We start from the raw sequence: 21,921 nt of genomic DNA on the forward strand, positions 1-21,921 counted from the left end.
CGAACGGCTACATATGTTCATTATCTCAGGGTTCTGGAGGCAATTTTTGGTGCCACCGAGACGTTGTTTTCGGAAGTATGCGGCAAATTCCGGAGCCCTCGAGCACACCCCGGTTTTTCACCAATAAAACCGCAGGCACAGAGCTTGGACATATCCAGCGTGCTCGGCCTATTCAAATTTTGCCGCATACTTCCGAAATCTAAGTTCGCAGGGGGTGATAGTTGGACCGTTTACGCAACAGATGTCCAGTAAAAACGGGTGGTAACCGGTACGGCTGCCACCCGTTTGTCCCATATCTAGCCCATAGCAGGCCAGTTACTTCTTAATGCCGCGTCCCAGGCGCTCGGCGACCGATGCCACGGCCTCCTCGCTGGCCGGCCCGCAGCTCACACAGCCGTCATGAGCACGCATCTGGCCGGTGACCTCGTCCATCGCGAGCGGCGCCACCTTCTCGAGCTTAAAGCCCTTACCGGCGCGCATGTTCTCCTTCGCCACGCTGATCATGAGCTTAATACGGTTGAGCTGGTTGACCTCGGACGCACCGGGGTCGTAGTCCACCGCGACAATGTTGCTCTCGGGATGCTGACGGCGCAGCTCCTTGATTACGGCCTTGCCCACCACATGATTGGGCAGGCACGCGAAGGGCTGCGTGCAGATGATGTTGGGCGCACCGTGGTCGATCAGGTCGAGCATCTCGGCTGTGAGCAGCCACCCCTCACCCATGTTATTGCACACCGATAGCACCGTGCGGGCCTTGTCGGCCATGGTGCCGATACGCTCGGGCGCCTCAAAGCGCTGGGACTTCTCGAGCAGCTCCTCAACCGGCGTACGCATCCAGTCCACGAGCTTGATGAGCGCCTGCATGCCCGCACGTGTCGTAGCGGAGCTGCCCAGCTCGTCCTTTTGCAGCTCGGCGTTGCTCATGGAGTACAGGAAGAAGTCGAGCAGGCCCGGCACCACGGCCTCGCAGCCCTCGCGCTCGATGACATCGACCACGTGGTTGTTGGCCGTGGGGTGGAACTTGACCAGGATCTCGCCGACCACGCCCACACGCGGCTTGGTGCCCTCGCCCACAAGTGGCATGGTGTCGAACGCGCGAATGGCCTCACGGCACAGCTTGGTGTAGTTATGCCTGTTGAACTTGGGCGCCAGCTTGCGAGCGCGCGCCATGTACTCCTCATAGAGCGCGTTGGCGGCACCGGGCGTGGCCTCGTACGGGCGGCAGCGGTAGAGCATCTGCATCATCACGTCGCCAAAGAGCACCGCGTAGACTGCCTGCTTAAGCAGCGCCGGCGTCAGCTTGAAGCCGGGGTTGTCCTCGCCAAGCGCCACGGCCGAAAGCGAGATCACCGGGATCTCGGGGTGGCCGCTCTCGCGCAGGGCCTTGCGGATGAGCGCGATGTAGTTGGTGGCACGGCAGCCGCCGCCGGTCTGGCTGATGACCACGGCGGTCTTGGACAGGTCGTACCGACCGCTCTCGATGGCCTCCATAATCTGGCCCGTCACCAGAATCGACGGGTAGCAAATGTCATTGTTCACATAGCGCAGGCCAGCCTCGACGGCATCGTGGTCGGTCGAGGGCAGCAGCTCCAAGTTGTAGCCGGCACCGCGGAACACCTCTTTGACCAGGTCAAAGTGGATCGGCGCCATCTGCGGGCACAGGATGGTATAGCCCTCGTCGCGCATCTGCTCGGTAAAGGGCACCTTGGGCCATGCGGTCGAAGCACTCTCGCGCTGAGCCTCGAACGTGTACTTGCGGCTCGCGAACGCGGGGGCATCCGTGGAGGGCGCCACCGGCGCAGCGTCGCCCTGCTCAAAGACCTTGCCCGCAGCCGTGGCCTCGGCCAAGCGCTCGGCCTCCTGGTCCTTGAGTGCCGCCATGAGCGAGCGGATGCGAATGCGCGCGGCGCCCAGGTTGGACACCTCGTCGATCTTGAGCACGGTGTAGATCTTGCCACTGGCCTCCAGGATCTCCTGCACCTGATCGGTGGTCAGGGCATCGAGGCCGCAGCCGAAGGAATTGAGCTGGATCAGGTCCAGGTCGTTGCGCATCGTCACAAAACGGGCGACGGCGTACAGGCGACTGTGGTACATCCACTGGTCGACGACGCGAATCGGACGCTCGGGCTTTACCAGATGCGCGAGCGAATCCTCGGTAAAGACCGCAAAGCCAAAGCTCGAGATAAGCTCGGGCAGGGCGTGGTTGATCTCGGGGTCGTTATGGTAGGGACGACCGGCGAGCACGATGCCGTGACCGCCGTGGTCCTCGACCCACTTAAGAGCCTCCTCGCCCATGGTCTGGATGTCCTCGTGGAAACGCGCATCGGCCTCAAAGGCGGCGTTGACGGCGGCATCGACCTCGGAGCGCGTGATCTTGGGACCGCGCACGCGTCCGCGACCGGCCTCAGCATCGGCCACACGGTCGACGGCGAGCACCTGGTACAGACGGCGCTTGAGCTCGGTCTTGTCATGATAGGGCACAAACGGGTACAGGAACTCGATGTTCTGCTCGCGGATCTCGTCGATGTTGAGTGCCAACGCCGTGGGGTAGCTCATGACGATGGGGCAGTTGTAACAGTTGCCGGCGGTCGGATCCTCCTTGCGCTCCCAGCGCACGCACGGCATCCAAATGAAGTCGACATCGCGGTCGATGAGGTTCATCACATGGCCGTGGCTCATCTTGGCCGGATAGCACACGCTCTCGGACGGCATGGACTCGATGCCCGCCTGGTAGGTCTTTTTGCTCGACTGGTCAGACAGCTGCACGCTAAAGCCCAAGCGCGTAAAGAACGCGTGCCAGAAGGGGTAGTTCTCGTACATGTTGAGCGCGCGCGGGATGCCGACGGTGCCGCGCGGGGCCTCGTCGGGGCTCAGCACCTCGCGGTTAAAGAGCAGATCGTTCTTCTTTTTGAAGAGGTTGGGCGCCTCGGTCTTTTGCTTTTTGTGGCCGGCACCCTTCTCGCAGCGGTTACCGGTAATGAAGCGCCTGCCGCCGCCAAAGTCGTTGACGGTGAGCTGGCAGTTGTTAGAGCAACGGCCGCAGCGGACGTGTTTTTGCGTCACGGTGAGGTGTGCGATGTCCTCGGCAGAAAGAATGGTCGAGGTGCCGTCGGCACCAGCGCGATCGCGGGCGAGCAAGGCCGCACCGTAGGCGCCCATGCAGCCGGCGATGTCGGGACGCACGGCGTGAACGCCGGTGAGCTGCTCGAACGCGCGCAACGTGGCGTCGGACATAAAGGTGCCGCCCTGAACGATCACCTGGCTGCCGATCTCCTTGGGATCGCGCAGCTTAATGACCTTGAACAGGGCATTCTTGATGACGGAATAAGACAGGCCGGCCGCGATGTCGCCCACCGTGGCGCCTTCCTTCTGCGCCTGCTTGACGCGCGAGTTCATAAAGACCGTGCAGCGGCTGCCCAGGTCGACGGGGGCCTTGGCATGGATGGCGGCATCGGCGAACGCGCGTACGTCCATGTTCATAGAGACGGCGAAGCTCTCGATAAAGCTGCCGCAACCCGACGAGCAGGCCTCGTTGAGCATGATGTGCTCAATCACGCCGTCCTTGACGCGCAGGCACTTCATGTCCTGGCCGCCGATGTCCAGGATAAACTCGACGCCGGGCAGGAACGCCTTGGCGCCGCGCAGGTGGGCGACGGTCTCGATCTCGCCGGAATCGGCCTTGAGGGCCTCGATGAGCAGCGCCTCGCCGTAGCCCGTGGTGGTCACGTGGCCAATGGTGCAGCCCGCGGGGATGTGGTTGTAGAAATCGGCCATGATGACCTTGGCCGTGCCCAGGATGTCACCGTTGTTGTTGCCGTACCAAGTGTGCAGCAGTTGACCGTCCTCGCCCACGAGCGCGGCCTTCATGGTGGTGGAGCCGGCGTCGATGCCGATGAACACGCGGCCGGTGTAGCCGTCGAGCTTGCCCTTGGGGACGACTTCCTGGTCGTGGCGACCCTTGAACTCGGCAAAGTCCTCGTCGGTGGCAAAGAGCGGATTCAGACGCTCGACCTCGGCGCCCTGCGTGTCGCCCAAGCTGTCGATGGCCTCGATGAGCTGCGGGAACGTGCTGAGCTTGTTGGACTCGTGCGCCATGGCGGCGCCGCTCGCCACAAACAAGTGAGCGTTTTGGGGCACGATGCGGTGTTCCTCGTCCAGGTTGAGCGTGAGGTAGAAGCGGTGGCGCAGCTCGGAGAGATACTGCAGCGGGCCGCCCAGGAAGGCGACGTTGCCACGGATGGGACGGCCGCACGCCAGGCCCGAGATGGTCTGGGTCACAACGGCCTGGAAGATGGAAGCGGCCACGTCCTCGGGGCGGGCGCCCTCGTTGAGCAGCGGCTGGACGTCGGTCTTGGCAAAGACGCCGCAGCGGCTGGCGATGGGATAGATGGTGGTGGCGTTGGCCGCGAGCTCGTTGAGGCCGCTCGCGTCGGTGTGCAGCAGGGTTGCCATCTGGTCGATGAACGCGCCCGTACCGCCGGCGCAGGTGCCGTTCATGCGCTGCTCGATGCCGTTATCAAAGTAGATGATCTTGGCGTCCTCGCCGCCCAGCTCGATGGCGACATCGGTGGCCGGGATGAGGGTCTCGACGGCACGCTTGCTGGCGATGACCTCCTGGACAAACTCCAGGTCGAGCCACTGGGACAGCAGCAGGCCGCCCGAGCCGGTAATGGCGCAGGTCATCTGGGCCGTCGGCAGCACGGTCGCAGCGCCTTCGAACAGGTCGCGGGCGCAGGCACGGACGTCGGTGTGGTGGCGCTGGTACTTGGCGTAGACGATCTGGTTGTCGTCGTTGAGCACGGCGAGCTTAACAGTGGTGGAGCCCACGTCGATGCCCAGGTGTAGGTTGCCGCGGGCGTTCTCGGGATTGAAGATCGCGCCTTCGGGGGCGTGGGCGGCGGCTATGGGCTCAGCGGCGGTGGCGGGCTCGCTAGTAACGGACGTCTCCCCTGCCGCGTTCTTGGCATCGGCAACTGCCTCGGCAACTTTCTCGGCTGCCGCGGTCGCGGCCTTCTGCGCGGCGTCCACCACGGCGGGCGCGGCCTCGCGTGCGGCAGCAACCATACGATCCTTGATGCCCTCGACGAGTTTGCTCATCTGTCTCTCCTCTTAGTTGTTGGACTCGACGGTTGCGGCGGTGTCGGCCGCGTCCTCGAGCTGCAAGTTCAATAGCTTCATGCCGTATTCCGGCACGTTGATATCGATGGGTTGGCCATACAGGTCACCAGGACGAACAAAAGCGAGCACCGTCATAATGCGCGCCATGGCCTCGGGCGATTCGGAAAGGTCACGCTCAAACCAGCGCTGAATCATGCCGACCTCGGCACTCACGACGTAGGTGACGTAGTAGTCAAAGAACGTGCCCAGCGCCAGGCCCAAAATGCCCGTCTGCGCACGCGGCACCACAGCCTCACGCGCAGTGTCGATAATCCTTTTAATGAAGGCCTGGTCGCCGCCCGGCCCCAGCAGCGCACCGATTAAGTCGCGGTTGGCCGCAAGATAACGCAGCAGCTCAACCGAACCGGGCGCCGGCTCGAGCTCATCGATATTGTGATAGAGATCAGGCAGCTGAGCTGCGGTAATGAACTCAATGCGCTCACGGATCTCGGCCAGCAAGCCGTCCTCGATTTGATTGATAAAGTCGGAGATATCGCGGTAGTGCGAATAGAACGTGCGACGCGTAAGGCCAGCGCGCTCGGTGAGCGACGCGACATTAATGCGCGAAAGGTCGCCGCTTTCGGCAAGCTCGCTGGCAAGCGCCTGGCGAAGGGCACGCTGCGAGCGAAGGGACCGGCGATCGCATTTCTCGAGCTGGGACAAGCGTCCTCCTTGTTACTCAGCCTGTGCGCTATTGCACAGTGCGAGTATTATTGCACACCGTGTGTATCAACACGTAAAGGCAATATTTGGAATGTGACGAGGGGGCAGTCTCTTTGTCACATTATTCGATGACGGTGCGGGAGTTTTGCTTGCGCATGGTGGCGAGCATGTGTTTGGGGACGGCGTGGACCATGCAACTGCCGATAGTTGCGCTCGCGGCGGCCTTAGCTGCATCGCTAGCGTTTTTGGTCGCGTAGCTGTGGCGGAAGCGTTTGAGCATGGCGATATCGTTGCCGCCGTCGCCGTAGACCGCGACCTCGTCCTCGGCAATACCGTAGTAGCCCGCCAGCCATGCCACGCTCTCGCCCTTGTTGCACGCCACGTCCGTAATTTCGAACATCACCGGATCGAACGGCGCGTTGACCACGCGGTCCGAGCGCTCGGCCAGATACGCCTTAAGGTCGCACTCCAGCTCGGGCGAGGTCACGCGACAGTTGATCTTGCACACATCGTGGCGCAGGATGTCACCGATCGACTGGTCGAAGTACTGTTCCTCGTGGTACCCGCCACGCGCACGCATGCCGCGCATCACGATGCGCTTGATAGGGCTGTCTTTTTTAAAGCCCGCCTGGTGCATCTCGAACGATCCGCTCGAAAACATGCCGTCGGGCGTGGAGCAGTCAAAACAGATATCCGGAAACTCCTTGAGCAGCTCCTCGGTGATCTGCGGATCGATGGTCCAGGTCTTGAGCACCTCGCCATGACTGTCGCGCACGATGGAGCCGTTAGAGCAGCAGGCATCGAGCGCCAGCCCCGTAAAGCCATGCTCGCCGATCGGCAGCGTCGAGCGTCCGGTCGCGGGAACCACATGCAGGCCGGCCTCGGTCAGCTCGCGAATGGCACGGCGGATGGTCCCATCCGCCTCGTGCAGGGCGTTCAGCAGCGTTCCGTCTAAGTCACTCGCGAACATCTTGATCATGGGCGTGCCTCTCCTTCGTCTGCACGATATTGTAGACGAAGGAGAGGCATGCCCAAACAATGCCGTCCCGGCGCGGCGGGCCACTGCCTCCGCAAATTCACGGTGCCCCAGCACGTTAAGACAATCGCCGCAAGCGATTTTTCAGCCGATAAAACAGAGCCGTCGTCAACGTCAGCACCGCCAGCATGCCTGCGAATACAATCGCCGGTGTCCATCGATCATATGCAACCCCGTACGTCAATTGGCCGATAGGTGTTGCGCAGGAAAGGACCATGTAAACGACCGAAAGCACTTTTCCGCAGAGCTCAGCCGGCGCTACCCGCTGAACAAACGCGATGATTTCAACCGACGCAATGCTTGCCCACACCATGATCCATGCCGAACCAACCGCAAACACGGTGAACACGCATACATCTGCGCCGAACAGTAGCGTAACGATAATCGGTACGACTCCAAAACAGATCCTCGCAACATATCGACATATGCCATTGAGAGAAAAGCGATGCGGCCAAATGCTGACCAAGCCACTGCCAGTAAGACCACCCAAGCCCAGAGCAACCTCAACTATCCCAACGCAGGACGATTGCATGCCGAGATGCTTTGTAACAATAATGGGAGCGCCAATCGTTAGCCCAACCAACGCAAGGTTCAAAACGGCCGCAAGCAAAATCACAGCGACCAATGATGCATTTTGCAACAGATACCGAATCGACTCCCAAAAATCGTTTCGGTATGTCGTACGAGTCGCGCCGTCTCCCATCGTTTCAGATGAGGCATTTTGTTTGATTGCGACCCCAAACAAGAGAGCTGAAATCGCAAACGCCACCGACGCGGTTGCGCAAAGAGCATCGATGCCAAAGCACCCATAGACTGCCGTCCCGACCACAGGACCCGAGATATTGCTCACCATGGTCACCTGCGAAACCAATGCAGTGGCCCGCTCAACCTTCTTTTCACCCGCCATGTGCACCGTCTCAATTTGGAGCATTGGCTTTAGCAGCGATTGAACACCATATTGAACACAAAGTATCGCTACTACGACGACCGCAAGAGGCAACGAGCGCTTCATGGGGATAGACAGCAGCGATGCAGTCATCAGAGCAATGCCAAGGGCCACGAGGACCTCGCGATGTCTTCCCCTATCCGCCAAGATTCCGCCAACCGGAGTTGCGAGTACGCCGGGTATGAATGCCGTCGCCACGACGACGCCATATAACGTTGACGATCCACTGCAATCGAACAAGTAAAGTGGATACGCAAAGCACAGCGCCGACAGCATCGAATACGTGCACAGCTGCGCAACCAGAAGTTCCGCGAGCCTGATTGACCGCACTGTTTTTGATTTCAACGAGACGCCGACGTCTCTCAGCCCAGCCATAAGCCCACCCCCTATACATACCACTAGTATGTATTTAATGACTTGAAAAGGGCAGCCGTGGCTACCCTCACAAATCAATTACATACCGTTGGTATCTATATTACCACCCAGCGCGGTCCCATACGTCCCAAATCCGTGCCGTTGTCTGGAGCACTTCCTCGCCCAAATCGAGTCCCACCGCAGCGGCCATCTGCGCCAGACATTGTGCACGAGCGAGCATTCGCTCCTTGGGCTCGAGCGGACGGAACAGTGGCAGCAACCAGAGATTCGCCAGCAACGACACGGCCTCCGCCGCTTCGCGCGGGCATTCGCACGCAATGGAGCCGTCGGCGATGCCCTCCTCGATCACTGGCAAGAGACAGCCATCGGCTGACTCGTCAAACGAGCCCTGGTACTGCATCGCCAGTAGACGCGAGCTTTTTACCGGATCCGCCGCAGGATGCATGCGTGCCCATAGCTCAATTTGCGGAACAACGGACTCGGGCGCGTACAGCCGCCTGAGCTTTTGGGCTCCGGTCATATTACCGACGCCAAGCATCGAGCGGCGGTGCTCAACAATCGGAGTCATCGCCCGATCAAACGCGGCGTTGAAAATCTCTTCTTTGCTCTTGAAGTGATGATAGACAGCGCCCTTGGTCATGCCGTCGAGACGGTCAACGATATCTTGAATACTCGTCCCCTCATAACCCTGTGCGCAGAATAGCTCCAGTGCCGCGTCGAGAATCTTCGCGACCGTCTCCTCGGGATATTTATTGCGACCCATAATCCGCCCATCCGCAACGCAAGTCTTGTGCCTCATTGCAGCATTTTAACGTTGCGGATGGCAGGCGGTCGATCCTACACCGCGGCGGGGCCGTGTTCGCCGGTACGGATGCGGATAACTTCCTCGACCGGCTCAATCCAGATCTTGCCGTCTCCAACGGCGCCGGTACGGGCGGCGTTGCAGATGATGTCGACAATGCCGTCGACATGTTCATCGGCGCAGATGAGGGTGAACTGCACCTTAGGGATCGTGTTGACAAGCAACTCGTTGCCGCGCACGTATTCCTTCCAGCCATGCTGCGCGCCGCAGCCCTGCACCTGGTTGATAGTCATGCCGCGAACATCAGCAGCAAACACCGCGTCTTTAAGAACCTCAAGCTTTTCCTGGCGCACGATAGCCGTGATCTTTTTCATAATGAATTCCTCTCAAAAATCAACGTATCCCTTTACATGAGACGCGGGTTTCCCAGGTGCCGCAAACCAACCTCAGAAATCAAAAAGTTCAACTGACTGGTCTTAGCAGGTTTCCCAAGTGCCGCAGATTGCCGTGAAAGAGGAGCGAAGCGTACTTAAGTACGTGAGCGACGATTGAACGGCAAGGTGCGGTGCTTGGGGAAGCTGCTAATCGAGTCCGGAGAACGAAGGATAAGCGCTCTCGCCGTGCTGACTCGCATCCAAGCCCAGCGCCTCATCGGCCTCGTCCACGCGCAGGCTGCCGCGGAACAGCGCCTTGACCACCGCGGCAATCACCAAGTCGAGCACCAGCACAATAGCGACCGTCACCACAATGCCCAGGATTTGCGAGATGAGCAGCGACATGTCACCCGTGTAGAACAGGCCGCCCTTACCGGTCCACGAAAGCTCCGGCACGCAGAACAGGCCCGTGAGCACGCCGCCCAAGATGCCGCCGATACCATGGCAGCCAAACGCGTCGAGCGCATCGTCGTAGCCGAACTTGGTCTTGAGATGGCTGATGGCCAGGTAACAGACGGGAGAGACGATCAGGCCCATGACCAGCGCCGCCCACGGCTCGACAAAGCCCGCGCCCGGCGTGACCACCACAAGGCCCGCAACCAGACCGGTGCTGGCGCCCACCAGCGTGGGACGACCGGTGTGCACGCGCTCGACGGCAAGCCACGAGACCATGCCCGCCGCGCTGGCCGTCACGGTGTTGAGGATGGCGAGTGCCGCCACGGCGTCGGCCTTAAACTCGCTGCCGCCGTTAAAGCCAAACCAACCAAACCAAAGTAGACCGGCGCCCAGCGCCACAAACGGCACGTTATGCGGACGGTAGCTCACCATGCCAAAGCCGCGACGACGGCCGAGCATTAAGCAGAGAATCAGGCCCGTGAGACCAGACGAAATGTGTACCACGTCGCCGCCGGCAAAGTCGAGCGCGCCGATGATGTCGCCGATAAAGGAACCATCGCCGCCCCAAACCATGTGGGCGAGCGGCGCATAGACCACGAGCAGCCAAATGCCCAGGAAGGCCGTCATGGCACCAAACTTAACGCGGCCTGCCAGACTGCCCGTAACGATAGCGGCGGTGATCATGGCAAACGCCATCTGGAAGGCGATGTTGATGATCTGAGGGTAGACGGCACCGCCCGCGGCATTGCCCTCGGCCGCCTGCAGCACCTGGTTGAGCACCGGTAGGCACAGCAACTGGTCAAGGCCTCCAATAAACGGACTCGAGCCGTCGCCGCCGTAGGCCAGCGACCAGCCGGCAACAATCCACAGCACACCAACCAGGCCAATGGCGCCAAAGCACATAAGCATGGTGTTGATGACATTTTTGCGCCTAGACAGACCGCCATAGAAAAACGCCAGGCCCGGTGTCATTAAAAACACGAGCATGGTGCAGATGAGCATAAACGTTGTCGATCCCGTATCGTACATTCGTCCCCCTTGGTCGCATGAACGTTGTCGGCGCCCATAATGCGGCCGAGGGGCAACTGGTGTAGACCAGATACGGCGTTGTTAAACGCTGCGTTGTCGAATGGAAACGGTGCCGCAATCTTGGAAACGGCGCGGCAACGGGCGCGAAACGAACGGGAAATACGCGAGCAAGGAAGCCGTGAGCGCGCCCGCCCCGCCTAGCGCCGGAACAGCTCGCGAGCTCGGTCGCGGAGATCGGTGGCCCGGATGACGCCCTCGTAGCGATTGATGCGCAAGCGCGGAAAGGCATTGAAGAAGCGCAGGTCGCGACGACTGAGCGACACACTCGGCACCGGACGGCTCATGCGCTTGCCGGCAAGGCGACGACTGAGCGACGGACGCGGCATGCTCGGCGCGGCATCGGCAACGCGGCGGGCAGCAAGCGCCAGGCCGCGAGCACCATCCGAGATAAACGTCGGCATCGAAGCCTTCTCGCGCAGGGCATCGAGCGCCGCGTCGCCCAGCTCGGCCAGCCAAGCGTTAACGGCGCGACCGCGGATATGCGTCTGCGCCACCGAGTCGATCGCCGAATCGGGAATACGTTCGAGCATAGAGTCGGAGGCGTCGGCAAGCGACTCATTGATGCGGTCGGCAAGGTCGGCACGCACACGCTCAAGCTGATCGGACAGGCGGCGCCAGCTGGCCAACGAGCACACCGCATCGACCATCATCGCGACCGCGACGATAAAGGCGGACAGCCGCACAATCAGCACCGGCAGATGGCCAAGCAGCCCCAGCAATGCCGGCTCCACTAAACGGCAAATACACAACGCACCCAAGCCAAATGCGCAGGCCCAGTACAGGCAGATGCGTCCGTGCAGGTTAAACGGCAGATGCGAGTAATCCCAAAACCGGGCACCCGTCGTTTTTTCCAACAGCACGCCCACGCTATATTCGATCACGCTGCATACGAGCGCGGCAGCGACAAACTGGCTCGAGGCGTCTGGGATTCCACGCAGCAGCAACCAGCACGCGATGCCGCCCGCACCGTAGATGGGACAACACGGCCCTAGCAAAAAGCCGCTGTTGGCAAAGCGTCCGTGGTTGAGCATGGCGCAGACTGTCGACTCCCATACCCAGCCGCAAAAACCGTAGAAGGCAAACGAGAGTACCAGCGCCGAGAGCGGACAGGCGGCAAGCGTCGCGCCGTCAAATGCCATGTCGATCGCGGTTCCCACCGTCTACCCACTCCTCTTTTCGTTCGATTCTTTGCTCGAGCCGTCACTCGACCCCTCGTTCAAATCGTTCGCGCCGCCTTTGCGCGGCAGACGGCCGGCAATCGTCTCGCGCAGCGCGCACCATTTATCCGCCAGGCACACAATCCATGCCTCACGACACGTCGGCGGCACCGGTACCAGCGGAAACATATGCCGTACGATAATATTCCGCTCGCGCGGCGTCAGCTCAAAATCTTCCTCCGCACGCGCCAAGGCAAAAAACGGGTGGCGAAAGCCATGCAGCCGATGGCTTGGGTCGGGATCGTGCCAGTCATAGAGAAAGTAATCGTGCAGCAGGGCCCCGCGCAGCAGCGATAAGCGGTCGACGGAGATACCGACGCGGCCCAGGCGCTCGGCAAAGGACAGACTTGCCCGCGCCACCGAGGTCACATGTGCATAAACCGTCACATCGCCATGTTGGATAAACTCATGCATCAGGTCCAAGCGGCCCGCCTGGGCAAGCTGACGGGCGGCATCGTCGACCTCGCGCGCGATTTTCTCGGCACGAACGGTATCGGACATGCGGCCTCCTTCCGGCGGCGCTCGGCGGCAAGCCGCAGCCTGCACGCAATGAATAAAATCATCATGGAACTTATCAGTATGGCATCGGACAAAACGTTTTGCCCCACCAGTTGGCGAATTACCGCGCCGCCGTCACATATCAAACGCCAAAATGTGCGAGACTGTCTTGTGCAATTGTGCCGGCCGAGGGAGTGCCGGCGCACGATTCGCATGGAGTAACCCACAACGATGCTGCTTACGCAAACGACAACGCCCGAGGACGTCAAGGCTCTCGATCGCGCCGAGCTTCCGCTGCTCTGCGGCGAGATCCGCCACGCCATCCTCGAAAGCTCCGCCGCCGTCGGCGGGCACGTTGCCCCCAACCTGGGCGTCGTTGAGCTTACGGTTGCGCTTCATCGCGTGTTTAACTCCCCCACCGACAAAATTGTCTTTGACGTATCGCACCAGACCTATGCCCACAAGGCGCTGACTGGGCGCGCGTACACTTATATCGACCCGGCACGCTACGGCGAGGCCTCTGGCTTTGCCAATCCCGACGAGTCCGAACACGACCTGTTCGCCATGGGCCACACCTCTACATCGGTGAGCCTGGGCTGCGGCTTGGCGCACGCTCGTGACCTGGCGGGCGATGCGTACAACGTCATCACCATCATTGGCGACGGTTCGCTTTCGGGCGGTCTGGCGTTTGAGGGCTTCAACAATGCCGCCGAGCTCGACAGCAACTTGATCATCGTCGTCAATGACAACGACCAGTCCATTGCCGAGAACCACGGTGGCCTGTATCGCAATCTGGCCGAGCTGCGCGCCAGCAACGGCACCTGCAGGCGCAACGTTTTCCGCGCGATGGGGCTCGACTACCGCTATTTAGACGCCGGCAACGATGTGTTGGCCCTCGTCGACGCGCTGCAGGAGCTGCGCGATATCGATCACCCCATCGTGCTGCACGTCTCGACCGCCAAGGGCAAGGGCTTTGAGCCAGCCCAGAGCGACCCCGAGCGCTGGCATCATGTAGGTCCGTTTGACATGGCGACTGGGCGCAAGCTCTGCCCGGGCCATCCGAGCGAGCCTGCGCCGCGCACCTATGCCGACATTACGGGCGAGGCCCTGAGCGCTGCCATAGAGCGCGATCCGCAGGTTGTGGGCATCACGGCCGCAACGCCCTACATCATGGGCTTTACGCCCGAGCTTCGCGCCGCGGCAGGCAAGCAGTTTGTTGACGTGGGCATTGCCGAGGAGCACGCCGTGACCTTTGCCACCGCGCTTGCGCGCTCGGGCGCCAAGCCAGTCTTTGGTGTGTACGGCACGTTTTTGCAGCGCGCCTACGACGAGCTGTGGCACGACCTGTGCCTCAACGACGCCCCCGCAACCATCCTGGTATTTGGCGCGTCGATCTTTGGCACCACATCCGAGACGCATCTCTCGTTCTTTGATATTTCCATGCTGGGCGGTCTTCCCAACATGCGCTACCTGGCGCCGGCCTGCATGGAGGAATATCTATCCATGCTGAGCTGGTCGCTCGACCATCGCGAGCATCCTGTGGCGATTCGCGTGCCCGGCATTGGCCTGGTAAGCCGCCCCGACTTGGCGCCTGCCGAGGACGCCGATTACGGTGTCGCGCGCTACAACGTGGTGCGCCAGGGCCGCGACGTGGCCGTGCTCGCGCTTGGCGACTTCTTTGAGCTGGGCGAGCACGTGGCAAATCGCTTGGCTGCCGAGTACGGCATCGAGGCCACGCTCGTCAACCCTCGCTTTGCAACCAAGCTTGACCGCGAGTTCCTCGACAGCCTTGCCGCCGAGCATCGCGTTGTCGTCACCCTCGAGGACGGCATCTTGGACGGTGGCTGGGGCGAGCGTGTCGCGTGCTACTTGGCCTGCACGCCCGTGCGCACGCGCACTTTTGGCATCGCCAAGGGCTTCCCCGACCGCTACGACCCCAACGAGTTGCTCGCTCAGAACGGCATGACGGTCGAGAACATGGCCGCCGAGGCCGTAAGGCTACTCAACGAGTAAAAAACCTCCGCAAGGGAAGCACCCCTGCGGAAGTTTTTATTTTTGAGCTCAACTATCTCAATCTGTAACATCTAGGGCCCGAATTCCCGTCTAACTGTTACAGATCTATACAAGACGTCTTAGTCCCTGACCTTTGTCTCAATCTGTAACAGATAGAGACCTTCTGGCCGTCTACCTGTTACAGATCGAGACATTCGAATCCCCCTGAAGAGAAAATCTCAATCTGTAACAGTTACTCGGCAAAAATGGCTGCAGATGTTACAGATCGAGACAAAACAGCAAGGCATGCCGCTGCATCGGCCAGAACCACCACAAAGGTGCCTGTCCCTTTTTGGTAGGTAGAATAACCCATAAGGTAAGTATGTTTCTGAGTTATTTCGTGTTGGCCCATTTGAGTGGGATAGGGTATAACTCTACTCAACCGCTAGGGATTTTATTGAGAAAGGTGTTCTACCATGAGCAAGAACCTCTCCCAGCAGGTCGTTCTCGACCGCCGCGGCTTCGTCGCCGCCACCTTCGCAACCGTCGCCGGCCTTGGTCTTGCCGGCTGCTCCGACACCAGCACCGAGGCCGACAAGGGTTCCGCCGGTTCCTCCAAGAGCTCCGAGGATACCGAGGTTTCCGCCACGCTCGACGCCAAGGCATTCGACAAGCTCGTCAACGACGGCCCCAAGGCCGATGACGACGCCATCGCCGCCAGCACCTGGGCTACGGCCGTCAAGGATGCCGGCGTCTTTACGATTGGTGGCGTCCAGACCTCCACGCTCTTCTCCCTCCTCAACGAGAAGGACGGTCAGACCCGCGGCTTCGACGCCGGTATCGCACAGCTCCTGTCCAACTACATTCTGGGCGAGAACAAGGTCGAGATCACCCAGGTGACCTCGGACACGCGCGAGTCCGTCCTGCAGAACGGCCAGGTCGACGCTGTCTTTGCCACCTACACCATCACTGACGAGCGCAAGAAGCTCGTCTCCTTTGCCGGTCCCTACTACTACACCCAGCAGGCTATCCTGGTGCTCGCCGACAACGACGACATCAAGAGCGTCGACGACCTGGCCGACAAGAACGTCGCCGTCCAGTCCGGCTCCAACGGCCCCGCCATCTTGGAGGAGTTCGCTCCCAAGGCCAGCCAGCAGGAGTTCAAGACCGACGAGGAGGCCCGCCAGGCACTCCAGCAGGGCCGCGTTGACGCCTACGTCATCGATAACAACATGCAGCAGAGCGCCCTGGTCCGCGAACCCGGTAAGTACAAGATCGCCGGCAAGTCCTTCGGCAGCAAAGAGCCCTACGGCATCGGCCTGCCGCTCGATTCCGACGGCGTCGCCTTTGTCAACGACTTCCTTAAGAAGATCGAGGACGACGGCACCTGGACCGAGCTGTGGCAGATCTGCATCGGCGACCGTACGGGCGACACCAATGTTCCCGAGCTGCCCGAGATCGGCGCCTAGGCAGCGAACCTAGTAACGGCCGCTACGAAACCATATGGAAACGCGCGATGCGCTTTATTGCGCTAAACTGTTTCCTCACTGAGTTGTCGGGGCTTCCGTACACACGGGAGCCCCTTTCCTTACCGGCGGGAGGTCCGCATGAGTCTCTCCGAGCTCTGGTCGCTCTATGGCCAGAACTATATCGACGCGTTGCTAGCAACCTGGGGTATGACGCTCGAGTCGTTTGCCATCGCCATGGTACTGGCTGTCGCTGTCACCGTGATGCGCGTGTCGCCGCTCAAGCCGCTGCGCGTCTTTGGCGACCTGTATGTCCAGGTCTTCCGTAACATCCCCGGCATCGCGCTACTCATCATCGTCGTCTATGCGCTGCCGTCGCTCAAGGTCGTCCTGCCCTACCGCACCTGCGTCATCGTCGCCACAGTGCTCTTGGGTTCTGCCTTTGGCTCCGAGAACTTTATGAGCGGCATCAACACCGTCGGTGTCGGTCAGGTGGAAGCCGCCCGCTCGCTGGGCATGAGCTTCAGCCGTATCCTCGCCAAGATCGTGATTCCGCAGGCGCTGCGCTCGAGCGTGCTGCCCATGACCAACCTCTTTATCGCCGTCATGCTCACCACCGCGCTCGGCAGTCAGGTGCCGCTTAAACCGCAGGAGCTCACCGGCGTGGTGAGCTACATCAACACGCGCTCGCTCGGCGGCGTCGCCGCGTTCTTTATCTCGGCGCTCGGCTACCTGGGCACGGCCTTTGTGGTGAGCCACATTGGCAACTATATCGATAAGAAGGTGAGGATCCTCCGATGAGCAAGCACTCCACCTCCGCGCTCACCATGCGCGATGCGCTCTACGAGGCTCCCGGCCCCAAGATGCGCGCCAAGATTCGCGTCGGCACCGCCATCTCACTTGTTGCCGTGGCCGCGCTCATCGCTCTGGTACTGCAGCGCTTTTATGTGACCGGCCAGCTTTCGGTCCATTACTGGTACTTCTTTACGCACCTCACCACCTGGAAGTTCCTGCTTGCCGGTTTTGAGGGCACGGTAAAGGTCGCGCTCACCGCCGGCGCCATCGCGCTGGTACTGGGCTTAGCCCTCATGCTCGGCCGTACCAGCGACATCAAGCCGCTGCAGCTGGTCTGCCGCGTGCTCACCGATTTCTTCCGTGGCGTGCCGAGCCTGCTGTTCATCTACTTCTTCTTTTTGGTGCTGCCTCAGTACAAGATTTCACTGCCGTCGTTTTGGATGCTCACGCTTCCCGTCGCGCTCGCTGCAGCCGGCGTACTTGCCGAGATCTTCCGCGCCGGCGTCAACGCCGTGCCGCGTGGTCAGGTCGAGGCAGCCCAAGCGCTCGGTCTCTCCAAGGCCAAAATCACCTTTAAAATCGTATTGCCCCAGGCGATTCGGTTTATCATTCCGTCGTTGATTTCGCAGCTCGTGGTCGTAGTCAAAGACACCACCGTCGCCTACGTGGTGAGCTACCCCGACCTCATGCAAAATGCCCGCGTGCTCATCACCAACTACGACGCGCTCGTATCAGTCTATCTGGTGATCGCGGTCATCTACATCCTCATCAACGTCGCGATCAACAAGGCCGCTGTCTACGTTTCGCACAAGACCGGCGCGACCATCATCCGCTAACGCTTTACCATTTCGAGTCATAAGGAGCCGAGCACCATGGCACAGAGCACCTCATCCACCGGCAATCAGCCGTTGATCGAGCTCAGGCACGTCGATAAGCACTACGGCGATCTGCACGTCCTCAACGACATCAATCTCTCGGTCGACCGCGGCGAAGTCGTCGTTGTGATTGGCCCCTCGGGCTCGGGCAAGTCGACCATGTGCCGCACCATCAACCGCTTGGAGACCGTCGACTCGGGCGAGATTCTCATCGAGGGCGAGCCCCTGCCGCAGGAAGGCAAGGATCTTGCCCGCATGCGCGCCGAGCTGGGCATGGTGTTTCAGCAGTTCAACCTATTCGCACATATGACGGTGCTGCAGAACGTCATGCTGGGACCGGTCGACGTGCTGGGCGTCTCCAAGGACGAGGCCCGCGAGCGCGCCATGGACCTGCTGAGCCGCGTAGGCGTTGCCGAGCAGGCCGATAAGGTGCCCGCACAGCTCTCGGGCGGCCAGCAGCAGCGCGTGGCCATCGCCCGTTCTCTTGCCATGCAGCCCAAGGCCATGCTCTTCGATGAGCCCACGAGTGCCCTTGACCCCGAGATGATTAACGAGGTGCTCGAGGTCATGGTGCGCTTGGCGCAGCAGGGCATGACGATGATCGTCATTACGCACGAGATGAACTTTGCCCGCCGCGTGGCCGACCGTGTCGTGTTTATGGCCGATGGCCAGATCGTGGAAACCGGCACGCCCGACGGGTTCTTCGACCACCCCCAGACCAAGCGCGCCCAGGACTTCCTCAACTCCATTAAGGGCCACTAGCCAGCCACCCCGTGGGACAAATCCATTGAAAGTGTTGTCCTACGTCTCTCATGCGCCCTGTCACCTTTAGATTCGAAAGCAACACCTATGATCGGAACTCGCACTTCATCGTCATACACCCCGCACGTCGACGTCGATCCCGCCGACCGCCCGCTCATCCTCGTCGCGCCGCGTTGGGAAGAGGCAAAGCCGTTTTTAAGCGAGACGCTCTCCCCCAACGAGGAAATCGCAAGTGTCTTTGTCGATGCCATCCTTGCCGCCGGCGGCCTGCCGCTGCAGATGTCCATCACCGAGGACATTGAGGTCATCCGTCATTACGTCGACATCGCCGACGGCATCGCCATTCCCGGCGGCCCCGATGTCAATCCCAAACGTTGGGGCGATGATCGACCCTACGACCCCACCCTCTGCTGCGAAATCCGCGATAGTTTTGAGTTTAAGCTGGTCGACGAGGTACTCCGCGCCAAAAAGCCGCTCTTTACCACCTGCCGCGGCACGCAGCTGCTCAACGTCGCCACCGGCGGCACCCTGTGCATGGACGTGCCGAGCCTGGGCGCGCGCGAGGGCCGCACGCAGTGGCGCCATACCCACGTGCTCAACGACCCTGTGCATCCTGTCGAGGTCGTGCCGGGCTCGCTGCTGGAGCGCGCGGTTGGCGGGCACAGGCTGATCCAGACCAACTCCGCACACCACTGCTGCGTCGATCGTCTGGGTAAAAGCACGCGCTTGGTCGCCAAGGCAACCGACGGCGTGCCCGAGTGCATCGAAGTCGAAGGCCAGCCGTTCTGCCTGGGCGTGCAATGGCACCCTGAGTACACGTGGAAGACGCTCGAGACCGACTTTGACCTGTGGAAGTCGTTTGTCGAGGCAGCGGCCAAGGTTAAGCGGGCTCGCTAGCTCGCGAATCACACAGGCTTAAACCTTCCATGCCAGGGGGGGGCGGACACCAGCCACGGTGCCCGCCCCCCTGTATTTGATACGCTCGGTATGTTTATCCCTCACAAACAATCAAAGAAATCTCGACCACAATCGGTCGACCGTAAAGCAGATGGCAAAAACGCTTGCTACGTTTATGAGGCAGTCAATTAAAATCGAAACGCATTGACCGTCCCCCAACGGGGTCACGCCGCAAATCCACATGAGCATCGAGGCTGGAAGCGGAAGCATGGAATTGGCCCCGATCTGTATGTAGATCGCTACAACGTTGACAAGCAACAGCATGCCAATCGGACCGAAGCCGGACCCAAAATAGGAAACAACGATTACGCAAGAAACCACGTATGCAAGGCAGGCGGCGGCAGCAAGAACAAGTCGATAGCAAAATACATGCAGGTTGAAATACTGCTGAGCATCCAAAACGATCGCGCAGTTAAGACAGTACAAAACGACACTCGTCAGGATAAACGCGCCCAAAAGGGCGAAAGAAGACAGCATCGCTCGCGCAACGATAGCGCACACACGCTTCCCTCCCCGGGCCTCCGACAGCCCCCACGGTTCCTCGACAAAGCCCGAACTGACAAAGCGCGGCACAATACAAGCAGCAATGAACGGAAAGAACAATGCATGAGCCAACGGGGCTACGTTGAACAGCAGACCGCGAAAAACCTCTGCATTACCAAATAGAAGGACATCCTCCGCCGATAGCGGAAGCGTCGGGTCTGGGAAAAAGCCCAAGAAACTGTTCTCACGGAGGCTACAGAACCACATCGGGAAAGAATTAAGCTGCAATATCACCATGTACGCATAAATTACCAGGATTAAGGCGTACGCCCATTTGCTCACATGCTTCAATTCTGACTGGAGAAGTCTTTTAATCTGACGAGCCATTGAGCACACCCCCAGCGCGAAAGCTCAAGAGAGCGTAAATCAATACCGATAGACAGCTGGCTGCCACGCCATATCCCAGAAGCGTCAGCTGCCCCATATCGCTATACCCAAGGGCACATCCGACTCCAAGGTACGGCCCCGGAAGGAAGAAGATCCATCGCAAGGATGGTATAGGTGCCTGAAGGAAGGCTCCGTAGAGCGTCAAGCTCATGACAAATCCGACTATCACCACGGCCCCGCTCAATACAGCGCTGCCCGTTATCCGATAGATGGTCACCGTCTCCAGCGCAACCGATATCACCAATACGACGTTGACTATCATTGCAGGCAAAAATACAGTTAGTATGTTGTGCGAGTAGTTATGCCCTCCACGTATTATGGCTATTGCAAAAAGAAGAAGGCAAAGCGCACTATACGCTGCGCCAATTATTAAAGCAGACGAAAATGCATGGGCTAGAGCCCCATAAAAGCGGTTGAGACCTCTTGCCGAAGAAATTCGGTGCCCCTCTTTATAGCCATGCTCCTGTAAAAGCACCAAACAAACGATGAGTGGAACGAACAGGGATGTACCGGCAAAAGCGCTGCGCACAAGGGACTCATCGGGTGCAGAAGGATCGATTACATTCCAGATGAAACCAATATCCTCCCCAAAAACGCTATTGCCACAGGCGAGCAACGTTGTTCCGTTTTTTAGAAAGATGCCGAAGAGAAGGCCGAACGCCAGCATAAGCGCAAGACCAAACTTCGCCGGAAATATCCTGTGCAAACGCATCATATCTGCCTTTATGGGATGGATCGCCCGCTTCATAGCGAGACCACCTTCACCAAGCGCCTGTAATACTCTTTTAGGGACGACGCCTCATCCCTTATGACGTCCATCGATTCCTTTTTTATCAGTTCGCCGTCATGAATAAACAGGCAGCTTGTTGCAACCGATGCCAACTCATCCAAATCATGGCTAGAGATGAGCATGGTCTTACCCTGCTCTCGATTCAATCGACCGATAAGGGCCCATATACTCTCGATGCCCAACGGATCCAATCCATTTGCCGGCTCATCGAAAATTAGTACGTCGGTGTCGCCCAACAAAGCCGTAGCTATATCCAGTCGCCGTTTCATTCCCAGAGAAAAACTGCTCACGCTCTTTTTCTCATCGGCATCCAGTCCAACTAGGCTCAAAACGCGAGGAATCTCACAATTCTCATCAAGCCCCCATTCCGCACATCGAATCCGAAGATTTTCAGCCGCGCTGAGGGATTGGTATGCTCCGCTGGAATCTGGCACATAGCCGACACGCGTCCGCATCAGGCTCAGCTCTTTTTTCGACTTGCCTCCAAAGAGTTCCACGCTCCCCGACGATGGCTCGCAGAGGCCCAGCACTATTTTAATAAGCGTGCTTTTGCCCGCCCCGTTTGCACCAACAAGGGCGCAAAGCTCAGATTGATTCACCTCAAAGGAAACGTCATGCAACACACGCCGTTTTCCATAGCGCTTTGACACCTTTGATAGCTTTATCGCTGATGCGTTCATTGGCCTCCCGGTGACGCATAATTTCTTTCGCAAATTGACAACCGCATAGCGGAACACGGCC

At 59.8% G+C, this 21,921-nt stretch carries 18 protein-coding genes; 6 read left to right on the top strand and 12 right to left on the bottom strand.

From position 1 onward, the window contains the following. Positions 1 to 315: 315 nt before the first annotated feature. From DXD77_RS06675 to DXD77_RS06715, 9 genes are all read right to left on the bottom strand, one after another. Positions 316 to 5,097, bottom strand: a complete 4,782-nt coding sequence (locus DXD77_RS06675) for a 2-hydroxyacyl-CoA dehydratase (RefSeq protein WP_117646020.1) — start codon at positions 5,095 to 5,097, stop codon at positions 316 to 318. Between the two features lie 12 nt (positions 5,098 to 5,109). Continuing rightward, positions 5,110 to 5,820: a TetR/AcrR family transcriptional regulator gene (locus DXD77_RS06680; protein WP_117648260.1), complete on the bottom strand. Its 711-nt coding sequence runs from the start codon at positions 5,818 to 5,820 to the stop codon at positions 5,110 to 5,112. 121 nt (positions 5,821 to 5,941) lie between these two features. After that, the gene (locus DXD77_RS06685) at positions 5,942 to 6,799 is read right to left on the bottom strand and encodes an HAD-IIB family hydrolase (RefSeq protein WP_117563830.1); all 858 of its coding nucleotides are present in this window, start codon (positions 6,797 to 6,799) and stop codon (positions 5,942 to 5,944) included. Positions 6,800 to 6,914: 115 nt separating this feature from the next. Next, positions 6,915 to 8,177 (bottom strand): MFS transporter, encoded by a 1,263-nt coding sequence (locus DXD77_RS06690; protein WP_117563831.1) that lies wholly within the window; start codon positions 8,175 to 8,177, stop codon positions 6,915 to 6,917. A 100-nt stretch (positions 8,178 to 8,277) separates the two neighbouring features. Further along, positions 8,278 to 8,940, bottom strand: coding sequence for a TetR/AcrR family transcriptional regulator (locus DXD77_RS06695; RefSeq protein WP_158548909.1), 663 nt, complete (start codon positions 8,938 to 8,940; stop codon positions 8,278 to 8,280). 74 nt (positions 8,941 to 9,014) lie between these two features. Further along, entirely contained in the window at positions 9,015 to 9,353 is a 339-nt protein-coding gene (locus DXD77_RS06700; RefSeq protein WP_117563833.1) for a P-II family nitrogen regulator, read from the bottom strand. 207 nt (positions 9,354 to 9,560) lie between these two features. Then, the gene (locus DXD77_RS06705) at positions 9,561 to 10,838 is read right to left on the bottom strand and encodes an ammonium transporter (RefSeq protein WP_117563834.1); all 1,278 of its coding nucleotides are present in this window, start codon (positions 10,836 to 10,838) and stop codon (positions 9,561 to 9,563) included. Positions 10,839 to 11,035: 197 nt separating this feature from the next. Then, a complete protein-coding gene (locus tag DXD77_RS06710) occupies positions 11,036 to 12,055 on the bottom strand; it encodes a putative ABC transporter permease (RefSeq protein ID WP_233502303.1) in 1,020 nt (339 codons plus the stop codon). A 3-nt stretch (positions 12,056 to 12,058) separates the two neighbouring features. After that, complete coding sequence (locus tag DXD77_RS06715; protein ID WP_117563835.1) at positions 12,059 to 12,616, bottom strand: HD domain-containing protein; 558 nt, start codon at positions 12,614 to 12,616, stop codon at positions 12,059 to 12,061. 228 nt (positions 12,617 to 12,844) lie between these two features. On the opposite strand from DXD77_RS06715, the gene DXD77_RS06720 reads away from it, so the two are divergent. The 6 genes from DXD77_RS06720 (at position 12,845) to DXD77_RS06745 (ending at position 19,400) form a co-directional block, all read left to right on the top strand. Continuing rightward, the gene (locus tag DXD77_RS06720; protein WP_117563836.1) at positions 12,845 to 14,626 is read left to right on the top strand and encodes a 1-deoxy-D-xylulose-5-phosphate synthase; all 1,782 of its coding nucleotides are present in this window, start codon (positions 12,845 to 12,847) and stop codon (positions 14,624 to 14,626) included. 455 nt (positions 14,627 to 15,081) lie between these two features. Further along, positions 15,082 to 16,074 carry a glutamate ABC transporter substrate-binding protein gene (locus tag DXD77_RS06725; RefSeq protein WP_117563837.1) on the top strand — a complete coding sequence of 331 codons (993 nt, stop codon included), beginning with the start codon at positions 15,082 to 15,084 and terminating at the stop codon, positions 16,072 to 16,074. A 138-nt stretch (positions 16,075 to 16,212) separates the two neighbouring features. Continuing rightward, positions 16,213 to 16,872 (top strand): amino acid ABC transporter permease, encoded by a 660-nt coding sequence (locus tag DXD77_RS06730; RefSeq protein ID WP_117563838.1) that lies wholly within the window; start codon positions 16,213 to 16,215, stop codon positions 16,870 to 16,872. Then, the gene (locus tag DXD77_RS06735) at positions 16,869 to 17,702 is read left to right on the top strand and encodes an amino acid ABC transporter permease (protein WP_117629933.1); all 834 of its coding nucleotides are present in this window, start codon (positions 16,869 to 16,871) and stop codon (positions 17,700 to 17,702) included. The genes DXD77_RS06730 and DXD77_RS06735 overlap by 4 nt, the downstream gene beginning before the upstream one ends. 36 nt (positions 17,703 to 17,738) lie before the next feature. After that, positions 17,739 to 18,503 (top strand): amino acid ABC transporter ATP-binding protein, encoded by a 765-nt coding sequence (locus DXD77_RS06740; RefSeq protein ID WP_117563840.1) that lies wholly within the window; start codon positions 17,739 to 17,741, stop codon positions 18,501 to 18,503. An 87-nt stretch (positions 18,504 to 18,590) separates the two neighbouring features. Further along, positions 18,591 to 19,400: a gamma-glutamyl-gamma-aminobutyrate hydrolase family protein gene (locus tag DXD77_RS06745; RefSeq protein ID WP_117563841.1), complete on the top strand. Its 810-nt coding sequence runs from the start codon at positions 18,591 to 18,593 to the stop codon at positions 19,398 to 19,400. 111 nt (positions 19,401 to 19,511) lie between these two features. Here DXD77_RS06745 and DXD77_RS06750 read toward each other — a convergent pair whose 3' ends face one another. The 3 genes from DXD77_RS06750 to DXD77_RS06760 all read right to left on the bottom strand — a co-directional run. Beyond that, complete coding sequence (locus tag DXD77_RS06750; protein WP_117563842.1) at positions 19,512 to 20,330, bottom strand: hypothetical protein; 819 nt, start codon at positions 20,328 to 20,330, stop codon at positions 19,512 to 19,514. Then, positions 20,314 to 21,138 (bottom strand): hypothetical protein, encoded by an 825-nt coding sequence (locus DXD77_RS06755; RefSeq protein ID WP_117648261.1) that lies wholly within the window; start codon positions 21,136 to 21,138, stop codon positions 20,314 to 20,316. Before DXD77_RS06755 ends, DXD77_RS06750 begins: the two co-directional genes overlap by 17 nt. Beyond that, positions 21,135 to 21,921: ABC transporter ATP-binding protein (locus DXD77_RS06760; protein ID WP_233506761.1), on the bottom strand; the 787-nt coding region annotated here is incomplete at its 5' end. The genes DXD77_RS06755 and DXD77_RS06760, both read right to left, overlap by 4 nt.

The sequence above is a fragment of the Collinsella sp. TM09-10AT genome, assembly GCF_003436275.1.
Classification (GTDB): Bacteria; Actinomycetota; Coriobacteriia; order Coriobacteriales; family Coriobacteriaceae; genus Collinsella.

Bases quoted from the DNA above. Each gene is read 5' to 3' on its own strand.
- DXD77_RS06745 (WP_117563841.1), top strand. From the start codon at position 18,591: ATGATCGGAACTCGCACTTCATCGTCATACACCCCGCACGTCGACGTC.
- DXD77_RS06685 (WP_117563830.1), bottom strand. From the start codon at position 6,799: ATGATCAAGATGTTCGCGAGTGACTTAGACGGAACGCTGCTGAACGCC.
- DXD77_RS06740 (WP_117563840.1), top strand. From the start codon at position 17,739: ATGGCACAGAGCACCTCATCCACCGGCAATCAGCCGTTGATCGAGCTC.
- DXD77_RS06700 (WP_117563833.1), bottom strand. From the start codon at position 9,353: ATGAAAAAGATCACGGCTATCGTGCGCCAGGAAAAGCTTGAGGTTCTT.
- DXD77_RS06720 (WP_117563836.1), top strand. From the start codon at position 12,845: ATGCTGCTTACGCAAACGACAACGCCCGAGGACGTCAAGGCTCTCGAT.
- DXD77_RS06705 (WP_117563834.1), bottom strand. From the start codon at position 10,838: ATGTACGATACGGGATCGACAACGTTTATGCTCATCTGCACCATGCTC.
- DXD77_RS06750 (WP_117563842.1), bottom strand. From the start codon at position 20,330: ATGGCTCGTCAGATTAAAAGACTTCTCCAGTCAGAATTGAAGCATGTG.
- DXD77_RS06755 (WP_117648261.1), bottom strand. From the start codon at position 21,138: ATGAAGCGGGCGATCCATCCCATAAAGGCAGATATGATGCGTTTGCAC.
- DXD77_RS06730 (WP_117563838.1), top strand. From the start codon at position 16,213: ATGAGTCTCTCCGAGCTCTGGTCGCTCTATGGCCAGAACTATATCGAC.
- DXD77_RS06715 (WP_117563835.1), bottom strand. From the start codon at position 12,616: ATGTCCGATACCGTTCGTGCCGAGAAAATCGCGCGCGAGGTCGACGAT.
- DXD77_RS06695 (WP_158548909.1), bottom strand. From the start codon at position 8,940: ATGGGTCGCAATAAATATCCCGAGGAGACGGTCGCGAAGATTCTCGAC.
- DXD77_RS06725 (WP_117563837.1), top strand. From the start codon at position 15,082: ATGAGCAAGAACCTCTCCCAGCAGGTCGTTCTCGACCGCCGCGGCTTC.
- DXD77_RS06735 (WP_117629933.1), top strand. From the start codon at position 16,869: ATGAGCAAGCACTCCACCTCCGCGCTCACCATGCGCGATGCGCTCTAC.
- DXD77_RS06675 (WP_117646020.1), bottom strand. From the start codon at position 5,097: ATGAGCAAACTCGTCGAGGGCATCAAGGATCGTATGGTTGCTGCCGCA.
- DXD77_RS06690 (WP_117563831.1), bottom strand. From the start codon at position 8,177: ATGGCTGGGCTGAGAGACGTCGGCGTCTCGTTGAAATCAAAAACAGTG.